Below are 20,068 nucleotides of genomic sequence, written 5' to 3' on the forward strand. Positions count from 1 at the left end.
TTAATTTTAAAATAAAGGCCCACCCGTAAAAATAAAGAACTTTGGGCAGGCCTTGCAAAAGAAACACAAAATTTAAACTCAACTACTCAACTGGTTCTGCTAATCGATAACTACTTCTAGCCGCATGGGTTTTCCCAAACATATCAGTAGCTTTTATTTCTATTGTATGTTCACCAGTTTCCAGTTTGGTGGGAATATCACCCCGCCATAAATGCTCCGTTTTAATAGGATTGGAGGATCTCCTGCCGTGCATCAATTCTTCGGTTAAATCCCATTCATATACCATTTCTACGTAGGAAGGATCGTATTCTTCCAAATATTGCATTTCATTCCAATCACCATCATCAAATCGATATAGGACCTCATCGCCTTCGGTTCCCATAAAGAAATTCACATAAATCCCTGCCCTGGTGCTCCTACCCTTGGCAACTACTTTTGGCGAAAAAACTTCCATCTGATATGCTGCAGGCTTTCCGGCAACTTTATAATCAATGCTATACTCGTTTCCATCGAAATTGATAAACGCGTAGCCTTTTGGGGTACCGTCTCGCATTGTAGAAACAGGAATATTATTTTCATCCAATTTTCCCGAATACCAATCACCTGAAGTGGTTCCTACATTGTAATGATGATGTGGTTTATCCTGCTGCCACCCCTCTTCTTTGCCAAAGAAATCCTGGCGCTGAATGTGGGTATGCGCCGAAAGCGAAAGTGTGTTTGGGAATTCTTTTAATAGTTGAAAAAGCCGGTCCCGGTCTTTATCACGAAAAGTATCTACGCCATCGGGTTCACTAAGAGGAATATGCATCGCGATTACTATCAAATGATCTTTTGGCACCTGCTTTAGGTTATTTTCTATAAACTCAAACTGGTCTTCCCTAAAACCTCCCCAATAACCTTTTCCATCCCGGGGATCTGGATACAAAACATCATCCAAAATCAGGAAATGTACCTTGCCGTAATTAAAAGCGTAATTGGCGGGGCCAAAATGTGCTTCGTAGGTTTCATCGGAAAGTATATCGTTCTCCACATCAAAATTTATATCATGATTGCCCAGCAAATTGTACCACGGGATTCCCACCTTCTTTACGGCTTTTATATATGGATTAAAGAGGTCCAGGTCATTTCCTACCAAATCGCCAAGACTTAAACCAAATGGAACATTCTCTATCCCTTCCACTTCGGCCACTACCCCCTTGGCAAAATAATCGATTTCCTGTTGGGTATAAGGCTGCGGGTCTCCAAATATAAGTGCGGTAAAATCTTCTTTTTCTTCAGAAGAAATTAGAGGAAAATCAACCGATTTTGGCAATTTTCCGGTAGCTTCAACGCCATTAAATTTTAAATTTGGGGATCCTTTTGGTTTATGGATATAGAAAAACTGAGGTAAATTATCTTCATTTTTTCCAACTTTATACCCCGATGGTTTTATTACCGAAATAATATTGTCTTCGCCAATAGGTAATTCGTATTTTCCTTCAGTATTGGTTTGCACCACCTCACGGCCATTGGTAACGGCTACTTCAGATATTCCTTTTTCCCGCCGGTCTTTTTTACCGTTTTGGTTAGAGTCTTCAAAAACGTAACCTGTAACGTTTTTCTGTGCATAAAGGTTTAAACTCAATACACTAATTATTGCAAATACTATTATTTTTATCATCTGTTTATAAATTTAACCGCATAAAGGGAATTCATCACAGGCTTATAATCATCTCCCTGCGTATTCCTTAATTTTGCGTCCAGCATCATGCTGGTTTCATTTTTATTTTTTCTAGCTACTAATTATCCCACCAAACTTTGACGTTAATATTATCACTGCCTCCAAGCATTTCTATGGCTTCCAGATAATTCTCCCGATTATTTACCTGAATATCCTGCGGGTAGGTAAACCTAACCGGCATCATTGCATCATTTTGCATGGCCTCAGTTTTTGGAAGTTCCGGAAAACCAGTTCTTCTATATTCAAACCACTGCTGATAATCGGTAAAATAAAGTGCGTAATACTTTTGAAGCATGATGCGTTCTAAAGTACCATCATAGTGCGCCAGCTCATTCTCAAAATAATCTTCGGGTACCTCAGTTTCCATCTGATCTATGGCTGCATTTACACCGTTTAAATAATGAGTTTCAGCATCTCCGGTAAAACCTCGTTGTGCCATTTCGGCTTTAATAAATTCAACCTCAGCATAAGTGAGCAAAAATATCTGCATAGGGTTTTCCACCTGTTCAATATTGAAGGTAGAGGCATTGAATTCAAATTGAGATTCTGGGCCTGCATACGCGCTGGTAATGCCTTTATAGCCAATTAAGTTGTTATCTAAATCGCTTGCCATTGTTCCAATAACAGGACGTCTTGGATCTTCCAACTCGTTTAAAATATCAACAAAGAACTCTGTTAAATTTACACTTAACCTGAAATCCTGTGGCCTTCCCCAGGGAGATACATTGGGAGTTACCCCAGTAACTTGCAAAATCGCCGACTCCTCTGTATTTTCAAACACGGGATAAGTTTCAGGATTATTGATCATTGTGGTGAGTTGCTGAAAAGCATTCATTTCTTCCACACCTGAAACCCTTAGAAGCAAGCGCATTCTCAAGGAATTGGTGAATTTTTGCCATTTACTCACATCGTTTTGAAACAGGATGTCATCCGCATAGACCATAGCTGCTTCTGTATCATAAAGCTCATTGGCCCGCTCTAGGTCTGCTAGAATTGTGTCATAAATAAAAGGCTGGGAATCGAATGCCGGATAAAGATTTCCTTCTTCTCCTTTTACCGCTTCTGTCATTGGTACCGGCCCAAAAATATCGGTTAGGTTTGCATACACCCAGGCGTTTAAAGTAAGTGCAATAGCCTCATAATTTACATCACCGGCTTCTTCGGCAGCGGTTCTCATTTCGTTGATATTATTCAACCACCGGTAATAATTATACCAGGAAGAATTTCCAATATTTGGGCTTACATCATAACGGTGTAAACCTCCGGACACACTTGGAAATGGCAGGGAAACCTGCATTAAGTCAAAAGTGATGCTTGCGCTTCGGTTGGCATTGTGTGTAGCCAAACCATAGATAATTGGATTAATTAAAGTTCCCGGACTTATTTCCGCTATGCGGTTTGGATCTTCGTTTATTTCTTCAAAGTCTTTCGTGCAGGCAAGCATCAAAAATAAAGCTAAAAACACTGCACTTATATTTTTTATATTTTTCATAATAAAATAGTTATAAATTCACTTGTATATTAAATCCGTAAGTTGCCGGAGATGGCATTTGCCCCATCTCTACACCGGGTAAAATGGTATCGCCGTTCAAGGCAGCGGTTTCAGGATCATAGATTGGAAAATCTGATATTACCGCTAGGTTTCGTCCGAAGAGCGATAGATTTATTCCCTGAATCGCACTATTCTGGAGCCAAAGTTTTGGAAAATTGTATTGCAAACTAACTTCCCTGAGTTTTATATAGGAAGCATCAAAGGAATTGGACTCGACGTTAGCCCTTCTATAATAGCGGTTGTACCAATCTGGGGTAATAGCTTCCGTAGTATTGGTAGAATAAGAGCCTTCCTCATTTAATACCACTCCTTCACCTACAATAACGCCTTCTTCACGGCCAAAGAAAGTAGATCTAAGTTTTCCCATTTGGGTGAATTTATGATGCGATTGGGAATAAATAATCCCTCCATACTGGCCATCTAATAAGACGCTAAGCCCAAAATTTCCAAATTTGAAATTATTCTGTAATCCTGCACGCCAATCTGGGCTGGCATCTCCTATATACATGATATCATCGGGATAGGCTGGTAAGCCCCCGTTATCGTAAACTATTTCTCCTTCAGGAGATCGAACAAACCCGGCACCGTATATGGAAGTAGCAGTACCCCCAACCTTTGCAATTATCCTTGCTTGGCCACCGTTTCCAATTTCTTGCTGCCCGTCTATACCATCGGCCAGTTCCAGTACTTTATTCCAGTTTCTGGCCCAGGTAAGGTTAGTACCCCATTTAAATTTTTCTCCATCGATAATCTTGGCATTAATCGCTAATTCTATCCCACGATTTCTTACCTCTCCTGAATTCAATACGCCAGAGTTGTAACCTGTAGTAATATCCAATGGAACCGAGATGATCTGGTTTTTGGTAGTGGTTTGGTAAACTGTAGCATCAAGGTTGATTCTGTTATTAAAAAGCCTGGCTTCAATACCAGTCTCGTAACTGGTGGTTATCTCAGGCTTGAAGTTGGCATTATATAAATTTGTAGGTGCCACTGCAGAGCTTGGAAAGGCATTTTGACTATAATATTTGCTGGTTCTGTAAGGATCGGTATCGTTACCAACTTCGGCAAAAGAAATACGGTATTTTAAATAATCTACCGGCCCTGAGAAATCAAAGATTTCAGAAAGGATTATACTGGTATTTGCCGAAGGATAGAAAAACGAATTATTTTGCGTGGGAAGTGTGCTGGACCAATCGTTACGGCCGGTTACATCTAAAAATACCATATCCTTAAACGAGAAAGAAGCCAGACCGTACAAACTGTTTATTTTCTTGTTACGATCATACGTATTCACAATGGGGTTATTTATTCCATTGGCTAGCTTATAAACATTTGGCACAACCAAACCATCTACAGCAGCATCTGTGCGCCGATATTTATAGTCCATCGCATTTCCACCTCCAGAAATAGAAAATGAAAGATCTTTACTAATTTCATCTTCATAGGTAAGTAAAAAATCTGAGTTTACTTCCTGTTTCCATACATCCTGCGTTTTAAAATACCCACGAGAATAACGATTAATACTGTACGGCCGCTTTTGCTCTCTATCCTGATGATAGGTATTCAAAGAAGTACGCAGCATTAAATTCAATTTAGGAGCCAGCTGGATATTGGAAAATATGTTACCAATTAGCTGGTTACTGGCCAAAGAATTTGTCGCTTCGTACGCAATTAGAAATGGGTTATCTATATAAGAACTAAAAGGCTGAATTTGTTCAAGGTTTTCCTGCCCCTCTTGCCAGATAGGTCGCAACCAATCCAAATCTACATTAGGGTTTTGAAAGATCATAAAATATGCGATAGAGCCGTTATTGTAACCGGTACCCGGAAGGTTATCACTATTCCTGGTATTATAATTTAGGGTAGAACCAACCTCTATGTTTTTGGAAATTTTATACCTGGCATTTACGGAAGCGGTAAGTCGCTCAAACCCGGTATTGGGCATTATCCATTCGTTAAGTTGATGCCCTACTGAAGCCCGCATTGATCCGTTTTTGTCACCTCCCTGTAGCGTTACATTATTGTTGGTAGTAAAACCCGTATTCCAAAAATCCTTACGGTTATCTTCATACGGCCTCCACAGTTGCCGCTCTTCAGATTGTCCGCCAATTGCAGGATCATATTGATAATAAGATTGTCCATTAAAACGAGGCCCCCAGGCGCTACTAGTTCCACCTGTGCTGTTTCCATCATCTGAACCTCCATAAGAATAATAAGGCTCACCGGCATCGTTAAAAGATTTTCCTGTACCCTGCCCATATTCGTATTGAAAATCTGGCCAACGCTGGATCACGTCAAAAGTAGTGCTGGTGTTGTAAGAAATACCCAAACCTTTTTGATTGGAACCCGATTTTGTAGTAATTATTAATGCTCCGTTAGCAGCACGACTACCGTAAAGTGCAGTGGCACCCGCTCCCTTTAAAACCGAAACACTTTCTATATCTTCCAGGTTGAGGTCTGAAATTCCATTTCCAAAATCTACCGGAGAATCTCCACCCATATAGGCATTGGAAGAACCAGAGGTAGTCATTTCAGTATTTATAGGAACCCCATCTACCACGATTAGCGCATAATTCCCGTTAGGATTAAGCGAATTATTTCCACGCAGGGTAATTTGCTGCGAATTTATTGGCCCAGAGCCTGTAGACACAATATTCAAACCTGAAACCTTCCCCTTTAATCCCGCTGACCAGTTATTGGGTACGGCTTGAGAAAGATTTTCGGCCTTTTACAGTTTGCTGGGAGAAACCCAATCTTTTTTCTTCTCTTTTTATTCCTAATGCAGTAACCACTACTTCATTAAGTGCATTGGCATTTTCCGACAGACTTACCTGAATAGGCTCTGAATCTTCCACACTTACCTCTTTGGACTTAAAACCCATAAAGGAAATTTTCAGTATTATGGGAAATTCAGAAACATTTAAAATAAAATTGCCATCAAAATCAGTAATAGTTCCGTTGGCTGTTCCAAGCTCCACTACTGTTGCGCCTGAAAGTGGTAATCCATCAGCGTCAAACACTTTACCGTTCGCGGTAAGTTGCTGAATGTCTGGTTTCATAACACTTATGGTATGATTTATCTTTTTGAACTGAAAACCAGTTTTAGTAGTTATTCGTTGAAATATTCTCTCTAATCTTTCATTTTCAAACTGAAAAGTAAAACTGTGATTTGCATTACTTATGCTTTCATCAAAAACAAAGGTAAAACCGGTTTCATCTTCGATAGCTGAAAAAACTTCGGTAATTGAAGCATTTTTAACTTGTATACTGATTTGAATATCATTGTTAATTGCCGACCAGGCTTTTGTTCCAGCAGAACAAATGAGTATTCCCACCACCAAAAACAGGTAAGATTTGGTTAAATAATTTGGAAAAAATTGTAGTTTAGTATTCATTACAATTTGGCTATAGATTAATATTTGTAGTTTAATTTTTAAATAGCCCGTTTCTGTTGCAGCAGAAACGGGTTTGTAATTTTACGTGGCTAATTCAATTATTGCTTTCTGTTTGTTCTCTTATAACTATGTTTTTAGGGTTTTTATAATCAATTTGTAAGTCTTTGATAAGCGCGATGCTTTGTAATACGGTTTCCAGATTTTCATCTTTAAACTTTCCGGAAATAGTGAGTTTTCTTAAGCGAGGATTGGCAAATTCAATAGTTACTTCAAACCAGTTTTCAAGAATTTTTGCGGTTTCTCCCAAACTTGTTTTATCTAAGACAATAATGTTTTTAGTCCAGGCATTATAGTTGGCACTATTCTCTTTAGAAATTTTTGGATTATCGTCCTGTCCAAAACTTAGTTGCATATTTTTGGTCAGCAATATTTTTTGAGAAGGATTGTTTTCATTGGAAACTTCAACGATACCGGAATTAACGCTTATCTTTTCCTTCCCTTCGGAATATGCGTTAATGTTAAATGAGGTACCTAAAACTTTAGTTTCTATGCTCCCTGTTTTAATTTGGAAAGGTTTTTCAGGGTTTGGAGCAACTTCAAAAAATGCTTCCCCCTCCAGGGTGATCGTTCGGTCTTCTTTAAAGTTTTTAGGATAGCTTATTTTAGAACCAGAATTTAAGAAAACCCTGCTCCCATCATTGAGTTCAATTTCTTTCTTTTCGCCTTTGGCAGCAACCTGGGTAAGATTATTATCAAGTATCAAGCTGAGCAAAACGGTACCCATTAGCAGTAATAAAACAGCCGCTGATGCAATGATGCTTTGCCAGTATTTCTTTCGGGAGATCTTTTTGAGCTGGATTTTACACTCTATTCCGCGAAAGATTTTATCACGCTTTGCCTGGTCCAGGTTCACAAAAGAATAAACTTCCTGCTCCTGCATTTTTTTGAGAAAAATATCTATCGCCAGCTTTTCCTGAGAATTTGCTTTTTTAATCGCATACTTTTCTGCCAAATAAATAAGTTCATGTTTATTCAAAACCTGCTTTTGACTATAAGTCACATTTTTTGAAGAGAACACGTACGCAAAAATCAACTCTTAAAAGACTCTTAATATTGAAGAAGGGTGTTTAACATTGAAGCAACATTGTGGTAATAAAACCGGCAATATGGCAATTCACTAAATTAGCTTTAAGGTATGAAAGCGCGTTGCTTATTTGCTTTTCTACAGTACGAATAGAAATATCCAGTTTCTCGGCAATTTCTGAATTACTGTAATTATCGAAACGGCTAAGAATAAAAATTTCCCGACATCTTGGCGGCAATTTTTTCACCTGAGAAAGCACTTCTTTTTCAAACTCCTGATATTCGAGACTAAGAACAGAATTGGAAGGATAAGGAATATTCTCAAGAATTTCTTCCTGGCTATTGGAGAATTTTAAACTTCTAAAATGATTGGCTACCCGGTATTTCACCGATCTTAACAAATAAGCCTCAAGGTTTAATATTTGTGATTCTGAAGCTTTCTCCCAAAGACTAATAAAGATCTCCTGTACAATATCTTCACAAACCTTATCATCGCGGTAGATTTTATAGGCGTAAGAGTAGAGCCTTTTCCAATACCTGTCAAAAATTAAAGGAAAAACGGTATCATTCCCATTACTCAAATCTGTTAATAACTGCTGGTCTGATATGGAAATTGCGTTCGTTTTCATTAAAATTTAGGCTTTCCCAAAAGAAAGCCTTTAAACCGGGCTTCCCGTTTTCTAAGTTTTAAGCTTAGGTTATGAAAAATTAAATTCAAGACAAAATTTAAATTTCTAGTGTTCGATTTATCTGTAAAATGGTGGTGTAATCAATTATCCTCTAAGGAAGTCTTTCAGACACTCATCGAATTATTCTGATAACATTTGTAGCGGGTAATCTGTGCTTTATTCCTGTATGACTTTCTCAGCAAGATATCGTTGTACATAGATATCTATACTTCTATTAAAGCGTTTACTCACACTTGGCACATTTTCACCGGAAAACCAGGTTTTTAATTCGGCATCCAAATTAAAGGTTCCGTCTGTTTAGAGTGAATGTTAAGGATGGAAATTTTATCCTTCCGGTTTTCAGCAAAAAAAAAGTCCAATGCTTTTATTTGAAAAAAAAACAGCTAAGCTGTGTGGGACAAAAAAAACCAATTACCACTCACCTTGCCAGGAAATTGAGTCATCAATGGAGTCTCTATAGAATCGGTAAGCAAAATGCCTGGTCATAAAGATTTGAGAACAACTCAGCATTATGCAAAAATTGTTGACAGAAAGATCAGGGATGATTTGCAGGCGTTAAGAACAAAATTGGATGAGCAGCAGAAAAATGTATCGGAGAAGTCAAAAAATTAAATAAAGACAGGTAATATAAGATTTAGGTTTATCGGGTACTTACAGAAATTAATAGTGGAAGGCACTTTCAATTAGATATTGCTCTTTTTTTGAAATGCTTATTTCATCGGCCATAGCTTTCCAATTCCTAACCACAGATTAAGACTTCCTCCATTATGATTCCCATTTCTTCATCATTCAGCCGGAAATATTTACCAACGCTTTTTGCTAAATCATTAATCGAATGCATTGTCATCTATATTAATATTCAGAGCCAATCAATTTTTTAACAGAATATCAATCTTTTCTGAAACCATAATCTATTATAAAAGATCCTGTAATTTAAGGCCGAATTTATCATCCGCTGCTAATTTTCCGAAATCATATTGCAAGTTCATTACTTTAAATACATTTAAATACATGCCCCTAAATCTTTTAAAATCTGGAGATCTTAATATATCAGGAAATTATCAAAGGAAAATTAAACACACGATCATATCCAAGTTTAATCCTTAACCTTACAACAAGGAGGCAATCAAACCCGGGGGACTATTTTCCTGGTATTCCGACAATCCAATGGTATTGATAAAATCATTCGAAAATACTTTGGCCATATCCTTTGAAAGCAAACTGCTTCTGTATTTTTTCCAGGTTTTGGCATTTTCACCATACATATTTTGTACCAGGCCCGGAAATCTCCAATCTGAATTTTTCCCCCAATGTAGGGTAAATGAAATATTGTTTTGTTGAAGCACTTCAATCATACGGCGACCGTATTCCTCCAGACTCATAAGCTTATTTGACTTGCTCCAAAGCACACCATCTATTTCCAGCATACAGGTAATTGGGAATTTTGTAAACGCAAGTGTTGCATTGGATTGTTTTACAAAACGCATTGCAAAGATACCGGGAATGGGACCTTCATTTTTGGTCATTGCGCTTATAACGTTCAATGCTTGAACGGAATCCCTGATATCTACACCCACAGAACAGGCAAAGGACGGCCCCTGGTAGGCGGCGTCCCAAAAAGTTTCGTAAAGGGTTCCTATAGTTTCTTCATTTACTGCCGGAAGGATTGTATTTTCTAACCTTTTTATAAACCACGGAATACTGGACGGAAAGCTTTCACTTATTTTGATCAGTAGGTAAATCAGGTCGCGATAAATCGATTTTTGTATTTTGGTGAAAGGATCGGGATAGGGCAATTTATACGGTTTTTTGTAAATGACTTCTACCACATATTCGCTTTCATTTGTGTAAGGGTTCATAAAAACCTTATAGTGGTGCGGGCGTAACGGCTTTCCCTCTTCATCCACTTCGCCTCCAATTTTAAAAAGGGAATTTTTGAAATCCAAAGTTCTGGCAAGTTCCAGCGCTATTTGCTTATCTATTTTTCGCACATAGCGTTTTAACAAAAAGAGGTTTTCTGCTTCCAAAAGCACTCCGTGGACAAAACCAAATGAGCCCAGGCCTACCAGCGCGGCATTAAAAAGACCGTCATTGCGTATTACTTTGGCATTCAGTTTTTGGGCAAAAGCATCGGTAAGTCCGGGATGGGTATGCCGTTCTAAATAGATATTGTCATCCGGGTTTGGTCCAATAATCAAATTAAGACCTACCACATAATCCTGTACAGCACCTACATCCAAGGCTGATCCGTGAACCCCTGTGGAAATACAACCCGCTATGGTCTGGCCATTACTGGCACCTGAGGTTTTAAGTGATTTGCCGTGTTCTTCTAATTTTTGTGATATCTCCTTAATGGTATTTCCACATTCAAAAAAATATAAATTTTCTGCCTCGAATGGAGATTGAGGGTGCACATCCTGAGGAAAGATATTGAGGTCCAGGTTCATTAAATTATTCTGGTGTACACGCTCGTGCTGGTGTGCGATACTGGACATAGACCAACGAGAGCCATATGCCCTGAACCCTTCGTTATTATCGCGACTATCCTTGAGCAACCGTTGTATTTCAAGCGCGGCGTCATTGTAGCGGCCTACGGTTGATGGCATATTGGCCTTTCCTTCAAGCCTGGTAATGTAGAGTTTTTTTAAAGGGAATGGCCCATTTTTATGTAAGGTATCCCATTCTGTTTTATTGAATACTGTTGTTGTAGCCATGACATCAATTTTCAGGTTTCATACAAACATATTTGAGCTTCACTTTGCGTTTGTTACCGAAAGAAATAAGGTACAGAAGGCTTCCCCCGAAGGTGTTTTTATATTCAACGGAAAATAATTTTCCTGTTTCACAACCTTCCCTCAAAACACGAAAGGAAATACCTTCAGTAGTAATTCCGGCTTTGATAACAGTGTCAATCTCCACAACCATTTTGTCACGGTACCAATCGTCCCTTTCCATTTCATCGGGAGGCATCGGGGATCCCATGGTGCTAACAATACGAACGGAATAACAGGATGACATAAGAAAGAATAACGCTGCGATCAATACCGTCTTCAAATAAAACTTAAGGCATGGTTTCATATGGTGCGATATTAAAAAAATTATTGACCCTGTAAAAACCAAACAATGAGCACTGTTGGGGATGCTTCAAAACTTTTTACAAGCTTAAAAGTTTCATTTATTGATTTGTACATAAAATTATGCTTTTTTTGAAAATAAAATCTCTTTCCGTTCATATTTAAAATCCGTAATGTCCGGTTTAAGATTAAAGACAGCTTCACTGTATCAGTGTTTTTAGAAAAAAAAATTTAAATTATGAAAGTTCTATGTTGTAATCCAAAGCAAGGTGTAAATAATGAAAACATCCGAATTGCCCGTAATCATTCATATTCCACCAAGTCAAAAAAACTTTACCGGAGCAAGCTCACGAGGCATCCACAGGAAATAATATTTTAATTTCGAGGCAAGCCTCGGAGCATTTAAATCTCGATTATCGAGTAAATTTAGTTGGACACATTACTGGTTCTATTACAATCTGCTTAAAATGAGTTCAAGGAATTACCCTTAACTAATTTTTGACAAAATGAATTTTATGGCTTCCGCCGGCAGAATGGATTTATTCAGAGATGAGGTTAAAACATTTAAATGATTCATTTACAGAAAAATAAGATAAGTGCTTCTAAACCTTCAACTTTTATTTTGTAGGAGTATTTAATTGCCTTAACGAGATATTCGATCAAAATATATAAAGAATAATTTTATATCTTTAAATTAAACAGAAACAGTAAGGGAATTTTTTACCTGATGGTTTTCAAAATTCACCTGCTCCCTAAGATTTATAACCAATATAGCATCTCTCATATTTCTGAAAGTTTAAACCATAGGTACAACTCAGGAAACTTTCTTTACAGAGATATATTAAGTCTTTTTATTAACTTCAATGAAAGTCAATATTATGACCAATCTTAAAATTCTTTCTATTGACGGCGGCGGCACCAGAGGAGTGATTCCTGCAACTATTCTTCACAGGATTTTTGAGGAAACAGGAAAACATCCTGTAGATCTTTACGACTTGATGGCGGGGACTTCTACCGGAGGTATACTTTGTACCGGTTATGCATACGGGATATCAACCAGAGAAATGCTCAAACTTTATCTTGAAAAATCTGCTGAAATTTTTCACGATTCCGGGTGGGATGATCTTAGAGACGGATTTGGAAAAAATATTGGCGCAGATTATTCCAATAAAAAATTCAAGTCAATCCTCAAAAATATTTTTGAAGACAATACGCTTCAGGATATTAGAGAAAGGAATTCTAACGGTAAAGCCAGGCTAATGGTCTGCAGCTTTGATCTAAATCCTGAGGAGGTAAATACTAAGGTTTCTGCAAAAAGCAGACCCATGAATTTTAGACCCCGAATTTTTCACAGTGACTTTATGAGAGATCAGGATGTTAGTCTTACAGACCTGTGTTTAATGACATCGGCAGGGCCCACTTATTTCCCTATTTACAAGGATCACATTGATGGTGGAGTTTCACTTAATAACCCGGCTATGGCAGCTTTAGCTTATGCTATAAATAAACGAAAAGACGGAGTAAAGGAGTATCGGCATCCGGATGGTAAAATGAAAGGTTTAGGTAAAGAATTGAAGGATGTAAAAATATTTTCACTGGGTTGTGGAACTTCTAATCATAATTATATTTCATCTTCAGAAATAAAAAAGAAAAAAAATGGAGACTGGGGAAATCTTCAATGGGTGAAATACTTACCCGATATGCTTACCGAAACTAATATGCAGGCCTCAGACTATTACGTAAACCAACTTTTGGGAAAGGATCAATATAAAAGAATTCAGCTATATTTCGATTTACCCGAAGCTCCGGGATTAATCAGAGGCAAAACTGTGGGTTTGGACGTAAAAAGAAAGGACCTGCTCAAAGCGATGATCCAATATGCTAATGAGGTCTTCGATAGGGAAAAAGATCAAATTTTTGAATTTCTGGAAATTTGATACGCCAAAGATTGAAATAGTTAGAATATTAGGCCGGTAAGAGTTTTAAATATAGAGTAATATCTTCAAAACCGTACATCTCGATTTTTACGGGCTCTTTAATTTCAGGTGACAATTACTCGGAATGTATTGAACCACTATTTTTTCATCTTCAACAATCTAATTTAATCAAGAACCCCGGGGCATCCCCAAAGCTACGGGACGGGGAATCTTCCCGACGGTCAGGCGGGTTAAATCCTCAATGAGGGATTAAACGTTTCATATTGATTCTACCTTGCATTTGATAAATCTCTAAAATGGTATACCTGCATGCCGTTCTATTGGTCTATAATATCGATCTCATAGTTATTTTTATTTGCATAGGCCACCAGAGAAAGCATCACCGGCACTTCCACCAAAACCCCTACCACACAAACCAAAGCCGCCGGACTTTGCAGCCCAAACAATCCAATTGCCACTGCCACTGAAAGTTCAAAGAAATTGCTTGCACCAATCATTGCCGCCGGCGCACATACGGGATGAGTTAATTTTAATTTTTTTCCGGTAAACCAGGTAGCAAAAAAGATAAAGTAGGTTTGAATGATCAACGGCACAGCGATAAGGAAAATAACCAGCGGATTATTAAGAATATTTTCTCCCTGAAATGCAAAAAGCAAAACCAGCGTAAGCAACAGGGCAATGATGCTCACGGGCTTTAATTTTGGCAAAAAATCTAATTTAAACCAGTCTGCCCCTTGTTTTTTAATGAGTAAATTACTTGTAAGAATTCCGGCAACCAAAGGAATCACCACGTAGATCAATATACTTAAAATGAGGGTTTCATAGGGCACCACTACATCCGTTATGCCCAGTAATAATCCTACAATGGGAACAAATGCCACCAAAATAATAAGATCGTTGACAGATACCTGCATTAAAGTATAATTAGGATCCCCATCGGTTAAATAAGACCATACAAAAACCATGGCAGTACAGGGCGCCGCACCCAGGATAATAGCCCCGGCAATATACTCACCGGCCAGGGCGGGATCTATAAACGCTGCAAATATCTTGGTGAAAAAGATCCAGGCAAAAAATGCCATGGTGAAGGGTTTTACCAGCCAGTTCATGACCAATGTCAAAATAATACCTTTAGGCCTCCTCCCAATCTTTTTTATACTGGTAAAATCTATCTGAAGCATCATAGGGTAGATCATCATCCAGATGAGAATTGCAATAGGGATATTTACATGGTATATCTCCCAGGTGCTCATTACCTGCATGGCATCACCGGCAATAAATCCAATAAAAATGCCGGCTGCAATACAAAGGGTGACCCATAAACTTAGATATTTTTCAAAAAACGCGATTTCCTTTTTAGCTGCCATTACTGTACTTTAATCCCTCATTGAGGGGTTTTTTTCCCGAGACTTGCCTCGAAACTTTAAATCTATTTTATTTCATACTTCGCGGGGTTGCCCTGAAGTTCCTGAATTTGTGAAAAAACATATTTTAATTCGGTTGCGATCTGTGTGCTGCGCTCCAGGTACTTTTGGTTTTGCTCCGCAGTTCCATCAAAAGCTTTAGGATCTTCATAGGTAATGGGGATACGCTTTTCTGCTCCGGCGATAAAAGGACAACCGGCATCGGCCTGCGAACAGGTCATAATAGCGGCAAAGCCGGATACCGGATTGAATGCATTCTCATAGGTTTTTGAAAATCCTACTACTGGATGGGCATTTTCACCAAATTTAATGCTGTACACCGGATTTTTCCCTTCGGAAAGCTTCGTAATCTCAAAGCCTTGTTCTTCCAATGTTTGGGCGGCCTTAAGAAACAATTCGGTTGCTTCCGTTCCTCCCCAATAGCAAAACACATTTTGAATATTATAATGCGCAGCCATAGCCTGTGCCCAAATTTGTGACAAATGGCTTCTTCGGGAATTGTGGGTACAAATGAAGTTTAGGCTTACCAGCTGTTTAGTTTCAGCTTTTTCCTGAATATATTCAACAAGGGGTTGTAAAATCTTCTTTCTTTCTTCTGAAATAGAATAGAGGTCTAAAGCTGTGATGCTTTCCTCTACTTTCTGAAAGAGATTATTATTGGTTTCGTGCATTTGATTGGTAGTAAGGTTGGATTTTATTCAACTTAACAACACCCGGAATTTGGCTTACAAGCAGAATTTTGCACGGAAACAGGAAGTGTTTCCAATGGAATATTACATTTATCTTTAGCCAGGCAGTCGGTATTTTTTGATGTAAGCAAAAAATTCCTGCCATCGTGATCAAGTCCAAATTTCTGGATGGTTTGTCCCTGATATTCCACTTCTATTTCCAAATCCGGCAGTTTAAGGGCTTTTTCAGATAACTCTATGATGTGGATCAATTTTTCAGGATGAATTCGGTGATCATAGTCATTGGCATTCCAAAGTTGAATTGATCACTTCCTCTAATCGTTCCGTCCCTCCACAATCAATATAATGTTTCGTGACTTTTCCTATCTCGGTAACGTGAAAATGCCGCGGAACAAGGTTTCCGTCCGGCAGTACAAACTGTAATAAATCTGCTTGTCGCAGAATATCTTTAATTTCTGAAAGTTTCATAAGTTTAAATTTTTGAACAATAAATATTAACAACAAGTATCATAATCTGAAGGAGGAGTAAATTCTTCAAAAAACAGGTTAAACCGAAGCTTAATTTCAGCCCAGCGTTGCGAATTGATACAGTAACTTACAGAAACCCCCTCGATGGTTCCCTGGATGATCCCGCTGTTTTTCAATTCCTTTAAATGCTGACTAATAGTAGCTTGTGCCAGGCCCAGTTCCTCCACTAAATGCCCGTTGAAACAGGTATTAGATTGCAGCAAATATTCAATGATGGCTATACGTGCCGGATGTGCAAAAACCTTGGCTACACTTGCCAGTTCATTTTGCTTTTCGGTAAACAGATCGGTTTTGGTTACTCCCATTTTAATATAATTTTTCAAATTGATCCCCGCTTTAAAAATCCAGCAAGGCTACTACTATTTCTACTTTTTGGCCAATATGAGATTTCTTTTCAGATCGTATAGCACACCAAAGCATCAATACATTGCAATATTACGATACAGTAGATTAATAAACAAAAAATATGTATGTTTTTAAACCTTCCTTGTTATGTTAAACGCCCGGGAGATCACCACCAACCTCCACTCACCTTTTATAATATTCAAGGCCCAATTATTCGCAATTAAGATCTTTTTACTTTATTTGTTAATCCGCTACCTTTAACAGCAAAAGGAAAACAGCAAACCCTAAACGAATGAACAAACGTAAAATTTGTGTAGTTGTCACTGCACGCCCTTCCTACAGTCGGATCAAATCTGCCTTAACCGCCATTCAGGATCATCCCAACCTGGAATTGCAACTTGTAATCGCAGGCTCGGCTTTGCTGGATCGCTATGGGAATGCGGTAGATTTTATTGAAAAGGACGGCTTCCCAATTGCCGCCAAAGTTTTTATGGTGCTGGAAGGGGAAAACCCTACCACCATGGCAAAAACCACCGGCCTGGGAGTGATGGAGCTCACCAACGTTTTTTACAATTTAAAACCCGATGCGGTGATCACCATCGCCGACAGGTTTGAGACAATCGCCACTTCAATTGCTGCTGCCTATCAAAATATCCCTTTGGTGCATATCCAGGGCGGGGAAGTTACCGGTAGCATAGACGAGAAAGTACGTCATGCAAACACCAAGCTGGCCGATCTCCATCTGGTGTGCAGTGAAGATGCACGGGAAAGGGTGATCAAACTTGGAGAGATCCCGGAGCAGGTGATCAACACCGGTTGCCCTTCTATTGACCTGGCAAAGGAAATCTCGGAATATCCCTATCTCGATTTTGATCCACTACAAAAATACGGAGGAGTGGGTGCAGCCCTGGACTGGAAAAATGGCTATATCGTGGTGATGCAACACCCGGTTACCACCGAATATAAAGAATCGAAAAAACACATTCAGGAAACCCTGAAAGCTGTAAAAGCGCTGAATTACCCTGCTTTCTGGTTTTGGCCGAATGTAGATGCCGGGTCGGACGGCACTTCCAACGGAATAAGAGCCTTCCGCGAGCTGGAACAACCAAAAAATATTCACTTTTTTAAAAACATGGAACCCACAGATTTCCTGAAATTGCTAAATAGCTCAGAAGCTTTGGTTGGAAACTCCAGCGCTGGCCTTAGGGAATGTGCCTATCTTGGATTACCGGTAATAAACATTGGTAACCGCCAGTTCCGAAGGAGCCGTGCAGGAAACGTAACCGATGTAGCATACGATCAGGTTGAAATAGAACAGGCAATTAAAAACGCTATCAATACCGAAAAATTTGAATGTTCAACATTATATGGAAATGGAGATGCGGGGGTTAAGATTGCTGAGATCCTGGCAACAGTAAAGCTCTCCTACAGCAAGACCATTTGTTATTGAAAAAGCATTATTAAGTAAAGGGTAAAGAGAAAGTTGTTACAGAAAATGGCACAGCTTAAACCGCAAACAGAAAACAGAAAATGAACATACTAGGCCTTATCCCTGCCCGTGGAGGCAGCAAAGGAATTCCCGGAAAGAACATAAAACTCCTGGCGGGAAAACACTTACTGGAATATACTTTTGAATCGGTTAAAGCCTCAAGTTTACTTTCCAGGGTGATCCTGAGTACAGATGATCCTGAAATAATCCGGGTAGCAGAAAAAATTGGAATGGAAGCCCCCTTCATCAGACCCAAAAATTTAGCAGAAGATACCACCAGCAGTCTGGAGGTTGTAAAACACGCGCTGGGAGTTTTGAATTTGAATGGTGAGGAATATGATGCGGTTTGTTTACTGCAACCCACTACCCCGTTCCGCGAACCAGGATTGATTGATTCCGCGATCAAAAAATTCACCGAAGGAAATTTTGATTCCCTGATCTCAGTTAGAGAAGTTCCTGCCGATTTCAATCCGCATTGGGTTTTTGAAGAGAAGGATGGGAAACTGGAAATCGCAACCGGAGAAAAGGAAATTATTTCCAGAAGGCAGGAATTGCCAAAGGCCTATCACCGGGATGGAGCGATCTATATCACAAAAACTTCGGTTCTATTAGACCAAAATTCCCTTTATGGAAAGAATATTGGTTTTATAAACACAACAGGAAGTCCGTATGTAAATATCGATGTTCCAAAGGATTGGACGGAAGCAGAGAAATTGGTAAGGTTTCTTTAAATATCTTTTTTCTCGGATTGTAATTGACTGAAAAACAATTAGTTACTTATTTACGTCAATGATAGTATTTTTTCCTGAAAGAAAGAGAAGCAAAAAATGTATCGGGAAATGGTTTCAAGTTCTACCATTTTATTGCCAAGAAAAAGTTCAAAAACAATAAAAACACGAAGTCAGGAGACTTCAAAGTGCTTCCATTTTCTAATGATTGCAATTAGGCGCGAGGTCGTGAGACCTCACGCAGCTGGGTGGCTGGGCTGCGCAAAGTCTTCAGACTTTGCGCCTTTTTCACACCTTATTTAAAGCACATCCATCAACAAAGTCTCCTGACTTTGAAATGATTTTCTTCAGAAGCACCTGCCTTTGTTCTCCAGGTTCTACCATTTTATTGCCAATAAAAAGTTTAAAAATAATAAAAACACGAAGTCAGGAGACTTCAAAGTACTCCTATTTTCGTTCATTACGCAGCAGGCGCGAGGTCGTGAGACCTCACGCAGCGACAGAAGACTTTGCGCAGCGAGCTTGGTTCACAAGTAGCGTGGAGTAGGAACGAATTCTTGTCGGTTATGTTGTTTTTTAACTTGGTATCTAAAATATCACTTTTTAATCGAATGCCCACTATCTGCTGTTACCGACTGTTGTGCTGCGTTTTTTTATAAATCCTCTTTTAACTTTTTCGGATTTTGTCTAGTGTCAAACACATTTCCGCAATCCAAGATCCTTTTGGGATTCAGGGAAAGTTTCTGGTTCTAGTTTTATAATGTTAATATTATGGTCCAATTTTTCAATAAAATTAGATTTTACCTTTGCAGACCAATTCTCAAGTAGATATTCAAATAGTGAGCTTAATTTTTTTTCTGCGGTTTTTGAAATAATGACTTTTCTACTCACTATCTATGTTTCGCCATAAAGGTTTCATAATCGGTGATTTTTCCTTCCTTTATTTCTAATGAAGCTTTTTTAATTTCAGCTATTTCGTCAGAATTCAAGTCATCTAAAAAGTCAGAGGATTTTTCCTTCTTGAAGATTTTCCTAATTGATTGAATAATTCTAGGATTGTTGGTGTTTAACAACAATTTTGCTAATTCTATTTTTTCAGCTTGAATATTCATTTTTTAATCATTTATAACAAAAATAAGGATTCTTTCTTATAATGAAGTTGAATTTACGCAGTTTTGGGGAAGCTTACATTTAAATACTGCAAAACAGCCTTTCTTAAGTTAGGATTTATGTGTGAAGCTGGCGACGAAGTCAAACCTCACGCAGCGGGGTGTGGCTGGGCTGGGCAAAGTCTTCAGACTTTGCGCCTTTTTTACACCTTATTTAAAGCACATCCATCGACAAAGTCTCCTGACTTTGAAATGATTTTCTTCAGAAGTACCTGCCTTTGTTCTCAAGGTTTTACCATTTTATTG

Annotated in this window: 14 protein-coding genes and 3 pseudogenes; 3 read left to right on the plus strand and 14 right to left on the minus strand. The window is 38.6% G+C overall.

The window, feature by feature from the left end; translation table 11 throughout:
* Positions 1–82: 82 nt before the first annotated feature.
* The 9 genes and pseudogenes from GILLI_RS05000 to GILLI_RS05030 form a co-directional block, all read right to left on the minus strand.
* Positions 83–1,660: a calcineurin-like phosphoesterase C-terminal domain-containing protein gene (locus GILLI_RS05000; RefSeq protein WP_006988024.1), complete on the minus strand. Its 1,578-nt coding sequence runs from the start codon at positions 1,658–1,660 to the stop codon at positions 83–85.
* Positions 1,661–1,778: 118 nt separating this feature from the next.
* On the minus strand, positions 1,779–3,212 hold the full coding sequence (locus GILLI_RS05005; protein ID WP_006988026.1) for a SusD/RagB family nutrient-binding outer membrane lipoprotein: 1,434 nt from the start codon (positions 3,210–3,212) through the stop codon (positions 1,779–1,781).
* Between the two features lie 10 nt (positions 3,213–3,222).
* Positions 3,223–5,940, minus strand: a pseudogene (locus GILLI_RS05010) (SusC/RagA family TonB-linked outer membrane protein); the annotation flags it as partial.
* A gap of 25 nt (positions 5,941–5,965) precedes the next feature.
* Entirely contained in the window at positions 5,966–6,667 is a 702-nt protein-coding gene (locus tag GILLI_RS18815; protein WP_245545600.1) for an STN domain-containing protein, read from the minus strand.
* Positions 6,668–6,761: 94 nt separating this feature from the next.
* On the minus strand, positions 6,762–7,727 hold the full coding sequence (locus GILLI_RS05015) for a FecR family protein (protein ID WP_245545601.1): 966 nt from the start codon (positions 7,725–7,727) through the stop codon (positions 6,762–6,764).
* A 67-nt stretch (positions 7,728–7,794) separates the two neighbouring features.
* Positions 7,795–8,379, minus strand: a complete 585-nt coding sequence (locus GILLI_RS05020; RefSeq protein WP_006988029.1) for an RNA polymerase sigma factor — start codon at positions 8,377–8,379, stop codon at positions 7,795–7,797.
* A gap of 216 nt (positions 8,380–8,595) precedes the next feature.
* Positions 8,596–8,724: pseudogene (locus tag GILLI_RS17995) on the minus strand (PH domain-containing protein); the annotation flags it as partial.
* Positions 8,725–9,548: 824 nt separating this feature from the next.
* Positions 9,549–11,153 (minus strand): D-arabinono-1,4-lactone oxidase, encoded by a 1,605-nt coding sequence (locus tag GILLI_RS05025; RefSeq protein ID WP_006988030.1) that lies wholly within the window; start codon positions 11,151–11,153, stop codon positions 9,549–9,551.
* 4 nt (positions 11,154–11,157) lie between these two features.
* Entirely contained in the window at positions 11,158–11,517 is a 360-nt protein-coding gene (locus tag GILLI_RS05030) for a hypothetical protein (RefSeq protein WP_006988031.1), read from the minus strand.
* Positions 11,518–12,391: 874 nt separating this feature from the next.
* Here GILLI_RS05030 and GILLI_RS05035 point away from each other — a divergent pair.
* Positions 12,392–13,450 carry a patatin-like phospholipase family protein gene (locus GILLI_RS05035; RefSeq protein ID WP_040506442.1) on the plus strand — a complete coding sequence of 353 codons (1,059 nt, stop codon included), beginning with the start codon at positions 12,392–12,394 and terminating at the stop codon, positions 13,448–13,450.
* 317 nt (positions 13,451–13,767) lie between these two features.
* Here the strand turns inward: GILLI_RS05035 and arsB are convergent, their stop codons facing one another.
* From arsB to GILLI_RS05055, 4 genes and pseudogenes are all read right to left on the minus strand, one after another.
* Positions 13,768–14,817, minus strand: a complete 1,050-nt coding sequence (arsB, locus tag GILLI_RS05040; protein WP_006988034.1) for an ACR3 family arsenite efflux transporter — start codon at positions 14,815–14,817, stop codon at positions 13,768–13,770.
* Positions 14,818–14,879: 62 nt separating this feature from the next.
* Positions 14,880–15,545, minus strand: coding sequence for an arsenate-mycothiol transferase ArsC (locus GILLI_RS05045; RefSeq protein ID WP_006988035.1), 666 nt, complete (start codon positions 15,543–15,545; stop codon positions 14,880–14,882).
* Positions 15,546–15,577: 32 nt separating this feature from the next.
* Positions 15,578–16,031 (minus strand): annotated as a pseudogene (locus GILLI_RS05050) (DUF6428 family protein).
* 26 nt (positions 16,032–16,057) lie between these two features.
* Positions 16,058–16,396 carry an ArsR/SmtB family transcription factor gene (locus tag GILLI_RS05055; RefSeq protein WP_040506443.1) on the minus strand — a complete coding sequence of 113 codons (339 nt, stop codon included), beginning with the start codon at positions 16,394–16,396 and terminating at the stop codon, positions 16,058–16,060.
* Positions 16,397–16,728: 332 nt separating this feature from the next.
* Between GILLI_RS05055 and neuC the strand changes: the two genes are divergently transcribed.
* Together neuC and GILLI_RS05065 are read left to right on the plus strand one after the other, a co-directional pair.
* Positions 16,729–17,886, plus strand: coding sequence for a UDP-N-acetylglucosamine 2-epimerase (gene neuC / locus GILLI_RS05060; RefSeq protein WP_006988037.1), 1,158 nt, complete (start codon positions 16,729–16,731; stop codon positions 17,884–17,886).
* A gap of 80 nt (positions 17,887–17,966) precedes the next feature.
* Positions 17,967–18,656: an acylneuraminate cytidylyltransferase family protein gene (locus GILLI_RS05065; RefSeq protein WP_006988038.1), complete on the plus strand. Its 690-nt coding sequence runs from the start codon at positions 17,967–17,969 to the stop codon at positions 18,654–18,656.
* A gap of 887 nt (positions 18,657–19,543) precedes the next feature.
* Here GILLI_RS05065 and GILLI_RS05075 read toward each other — a convergent pair.
* Entirely contained in the window at positions 19,544–19,765 is a 222-nt protein-coding gene (locus tag GILLI_RS05075) for a hypothetical protein (RefSeq protein WP_006988040.1), read from the minus strand.
* Positions 19,766–20,068: the final 303 nt, after the last annotated feature.

The sequence above is a fragment of the Gillisia limnaea DSM 15749 genome (assembly GCF_000243235.1).
Classification (GTDB): domain Bacteria; phylum Bacteroidota; class Bacteroidia; order Flavobacteriales; family Flavobacteriaceae; genus Gillisia; species Gillisia limnaea.

Excerpts from the sequence above, each read along its gene's own strand:
- GILLI_RS05025 (WP_006988030.1), bottom strand. The coding sequence starts at position 11,153 with ATGGCTACAACAACAGTATTCAATAAAACAGAATGGGATACCTTACAT.
- GILLI_RS05075 (WP_006988040.1), bottom strand. The coding sequence starts at position 19,765 with ATGAATATTCAAGCTGAAAAAATAGAATTAGCAAAATTGTTGTTAAAC.
- GILLI_RS05035 (WP_040506442.1), top strand. The coding sequence starts at position 12,392 with ATGACCAATCTTAAAATTCTTTCTATTGACGGCGGCGGCACCAGAGGA.
- GILLI_RS05045 (WP_006988035.1), bottom strand. The coding sequence starts at position 15,545 with ATGCACGAAACCAATAATAATCTCTTTCAGAAAGTAGAGGAAAGCATC.
- GILLI_RS05065 (WP_006988038.1), top strand. The coding sequence starts at position 17,967 with ATGAACATACTAGGCCTTATCCCTGCCCGTGGAGGCAGCAAAGGAATT.
- GILLI_RS05055 (WP_040506443.1), bottom strand. The coding sequence starts at position 16,396 with ATGGGAGTAACCAAAACCGATCTGTTTACCGAAAAGCAAAATGAACTG.
- GILLI_RS05000 (WP_006988024.1), bottom strand. The coding sequence starts at position 1,660 with ATGATAAAAATAATAGTATTTGCAATAATTAGTGTATTGAGTTTAAAC.
- arsB (WP_006988034.1), bottom strand. The coding sequence starts at position 14,817 with ATGGCAGCTAAAAAGGAAATCGCGTTTTTTGAAAAATATCTAAGTTTA.
- neuC (WP_006988037.1), top strand. The coding sequence starts at position 16,729 with ATGAACAAACGTAAAATTTGTGTAGTTGTCACTGCACGCCCTTCCTAC.
- GILLI_RS18815 (WP_245545600.1), bottom strand. The coding sequence starts at position 6,667 with ATGAATACTAAACTACAATTTTTTCCAAATTATTTAACCAAATCTTAC.
- GILLI_RS05005 (WP_006988026.1), bottom strand. The coding sequence starts at position 3,212 with ATGAAAAATATAAAAAATATAAGTGCAGTGTTTTTAGCTTTATTTTTG.
- GILLI_RS05020 (WP_006988029.1), bottom strand. The coding sequence starts at position 8,379 with ATGAAAACGAACGCAATTTCCATATCAGACCAGCAGTTATTAACAGAT.
- GILLI_RS05030 (WP_006988031.1), bottom strand. The coding sequence starts at position 11,517 with ATGAAACCATGCCTTAAGTTTTATTTGAAGACGGTATTGATCGCAGCG.